Source organism: Pseudoxanthobacter sp. (assembly GCF_036822375.1).
GTDB lineage: Bacteria > Pseudomonadota > Alphaproteobacteria > Rhizobiales > Segnochrobactraceae > Pseudoxanthobacter.
In genome coordinates this window covers 1-2,943 of record NZ_DAISHT010000318.1, presented here as the reverse complement: position 1 = coordinate 2,943, position 2,943 = coordinate 1, and the positions used below count along the sequence as shown (strand labels likewise).

Below are 2,943 nucleotides of genomic sequence, written 5' to 3'. Positions count from 1 at the left end.
GCGGCGCGGCCCCCCATGGCGGCGGTGCGTTCTCCGGCAAGGATCCGACCAAGGTGGACCGTTCGGCCGCTTATGCCGCCCGCTATCTGGCGAAGAACGTGGTTGCCGCCGGTCTCGCCGACCGCTGCACCATGCAGATCGCCTATGCCATCGGCGTGTCGCAGCCGCTCGCCGTCTATGTCGACCTGCACGGCACCGGCACCGTGCCGGAAGCCGCCATCGAGAAGGCGGCGCGCGAGGTGATGGACCTGTCGCCGCGCGGCATCCGCCAGCACCTCTCCCTCAACCGCCCGATCTATGCCCGCACCTCCGCCTACGGCCACTTCGGCCGCACGCCGGACGCGGACGGCGGCTTCTCGTGGGAGAAGACCGACCTGACCGAGGCGCTGAAGAAGGCCGTGGCCTGAAGCCGGCGCTGACGGCGGGCGCACCGGCCTGTCTTTTCTGCGGCGCGGCCCCCGGGGCCGCGCCGTTTTCTTTGGCGGCGTTTTCGGCTATGCGGTGGCCGGTCCGGCCGCCGGCGGCGACAGCCCGCTGCCCGGCCCGCGCGAAATCCGGACCCTGCACGATCCGAATGCCGCAACGACGACGGCTTACTCCCGACGACCGCTTACTCCCGATGACGGCTTGCTTCCGATGAAGGCCTGCTTCCGATGACTGACGATCCCCCGCGCCGCAACGCCTTCTTCGGCCGGCGACAGGGCCGGCCCCTGCGCGAACATCAGGCAGACCTGACCGAAACTCTGCTGCCGCGCCTGATGGTGCCGACCGCGGACGCCCCCCCGGCCGATGCGAAGAGCCTGTTCGCGCGGCCGGTGCGCGCGGTCTGGCTTGAAATCGGCTTCGGCGGCGGCGAGCACCTGATGCATCAGGCCCGCACGAACCCCGATGTCGGCTTCATCGGCTGCGAGCCGTTCGTCAACGGCATGGCCAAGGCGCTGGCGGCCATCGAGCGCGAGGGCTTCGATGCCATCCGGCTCTATAACCGCGACGCCGGCGAGGTGATCGACTGGCTGCCGGCGGCAAGCCTCGACCGGGTCTATCTGCTCTATCCCGATCCCTGGCCGAAGAAGCGCCACTGGAAGCGCCGCTTTATTTCCGCCGACATGCTGAGCCGGCTGGCGCGGGTGATGAAGCCGGGTGCGGAACTGCGCTTTGCCAGCGACATCGACACCTATGTCGACTGGGCGCTGAACCATGTCCACGCCCATCCCGATTTCGTCTGGACCGCGCAGACGGCGGCGGACTGGAAGACGCCCTGGGCCGGCTGGCCGGGCACGCGCTATGAAGCCAAGGCGATCCGCGAGGGCCGCCCGCCGGCCTACCTCACCTTCCGCCGGCTGTGAGCGCCGCTCACGCCGCCGCCGCAAACGCCGCGGAAAGGCGGCGGAAGGCCAGCGCCTCGGCGAGATGGTCGCGCCCCACGCGGTCCGACCCGTCGAGATCGGCAATGGTGCGGGCAACCTTCAGCACGCGGTGATAGCCGCGTGCCGACAGCCCGAAGCTCTCGGCCGCCGCCGTCAGCAATGCGCGACCGGCCGCATCGGGCGCGGCCACCGCCTCCACCTGCGCCGCCCCGAGAGCGGCATTGAGGCGAACGTCGTACCCCATGCCGGCATAGCGGGCCGCGGCCCGCTGCCGCGCGGCGGCAACGCGGGCGGCAACCTCGGCCGAGCCTTCCGCCGGTGGCGGCAGGGCCAGATCGGCGGCACTGACGGCGGCCACCTCCACCCGCAGATCGATGCGGTCCAGCAGCGGGCCGGAAACCCGGGCCTGATAATCGGCCGCGCAGCGCGGCCCGCGCCGGCAGGTGTGGCCGGGCTCGCCCGCATGCCCGCAGCGACACGGGTTCATCGCCGCCACCAGCTGCACCCGCGCCGGATAGGCGACGCGGTGATTGGCGCGGGCAATGACCGCCTCGCCGCTTTCCAGCGGCTGGCGCAGCGCATCCAGCACCTGCGGCTGGAACTCCGGCAACTCGTCGAGAAACAGCACGCCGTTATGGGCGAGTGACACCTCGCCGGGCCGGGCCCGCATGCCGCCGCCCACCAGCGCGGCCATGGAGGCGGAATGGTGCGGCGCGCGGAACGGCCGCCGGTCGCTCAGCCGCCCGTCGGGCAGCTGACCGGCGACCGAATGGATCATCGAGACTTCCAGCAGCTCCCGCGCGCCGAGCGCCGGCAGAATGGACGGCAGGCGCTGCGCCAGCATCGACTTGCCGGAGCCCGGCGGCCCGATGAACAGCAGGTTGTGGCCGCCGGCGGCGGCGATCTCCAGCGCCCGCTTGGCAGTTTCCTGCCCCTTCACCTCGCGCAGGTCGGCAAGCGGGGCCGCGACCTCGCGCATGCGCGGTTCGGGCCGGGCGAGCAGCTGCGTGCCGCGGAAATGATTGACGAGGGCGATGAGGCTGGCCGGCGCGATCACCGGCACCGCCTCGCCGGCCCACGCCGCCTCCGGCCCGCAGGCCGCCGGGCAGATCAGGCCGCGCCCGGCGGCATGGGCGCCGATGGCCGCCGGCAGCGCGCCGGCGACCGGGGCAATGGTGCCGTCGAGCGCCAGTTCGCCCAGCACCATCCATTCCGCCAGCGCCTCGCCGGACACGATGCCCATGGCGGCCAGCAGGCAGAGCGCGATGGGCAGGTCGTAATGGCTGCCCTCCTTGGGCAGATCGGCCGGCGCCAGATTGACGGTGATGCGCTTTGCCGGCAGCGACAGGCCGGAGGCGATCAGGGCCGCCCGCACCCGCTCCCGGCTTTCGCCCACCGCCTTATCGGCCAGACCGACGATGGTGAACGCCACGGCACCGGGGCCGATCTGCACCTGCACATCCACCGGAACCGCATCGATGCCCTGAAACGCCACCGTCATGACATGGCTGACCATCTGGCTGACCATCGCCCCCCTCCGCCTGAATGCACCGCTGCTGCAACCATAAGTGCAGCC

The 2,943-nt window shown here is 71.8% G+C and carries 3 protein-coding genes; 2 read left to right on the top strand and 1 reads right to left on the bottom strand.

Annotated features, from left to right (window positions below):
* Positions 1 to 407: methionine adenosyltransferase domain-containing protein (locus tag V7067_RS17075; RefSeq protein WP_334177087.1), on the top strand; the 407-nt coding region annotated here is incomplete at its 5' end.
* A gap of 246 nt (positions 408 to 653) precedes the next feature.
* The gene (gene trmB / locus V7067_RS17070) at positions 654 to 1,346 is read left to right on the top strand and encodes a tRNA (guanosine(46)-N7)-methyltransferase TrmB (RefSeq protein ID WP_334177086.1); all 693 of its coding nucleotides are present in this window, start codon (positions 654 to 656) and stop codon (positions 1,344 to 1,346) included.
* Positions 1,347 to 1,353: 7 nt separating this feature from the next.
* On the opposite strand, the gene V7067_RS17065 is transcribed toward trmB, so the two are convergent.
* Positions 1,354 to 2,883 carry a YifB family Mg chelatase-like AAA ATPase gene (locus tag V7067_RS17065; RefSeq protein ID WP_334177088.1) on the bottom strand — a complete coding sequence of 510 codons (1,530 nt, stop codon included), beginning with the start codon at positions 2,881 to 2,883 and terminating at the stop codon, positions 1,354 to 1,356.
* Positions 2,884 to 2,943: the final 60 nt, after the last annotated feature.

What these genes read in the sequence shown, in the direction of transcription:
- trmB (WP_334177086.1), top strand. Translation starts at nt 654, where the DNA reads ATGACTGACGATCCCCCGCGCCGCAACGCCTTCTTCGGCCGGCGACAG.
- V7067_RS17065 (WP_334177088.1), bottom strand. Translation starts at nt 2,883, where the DNA reads ATGGTCAGCCATGTCATGACGGTGGCGTTTCAGGGCATCGATGCGGTT.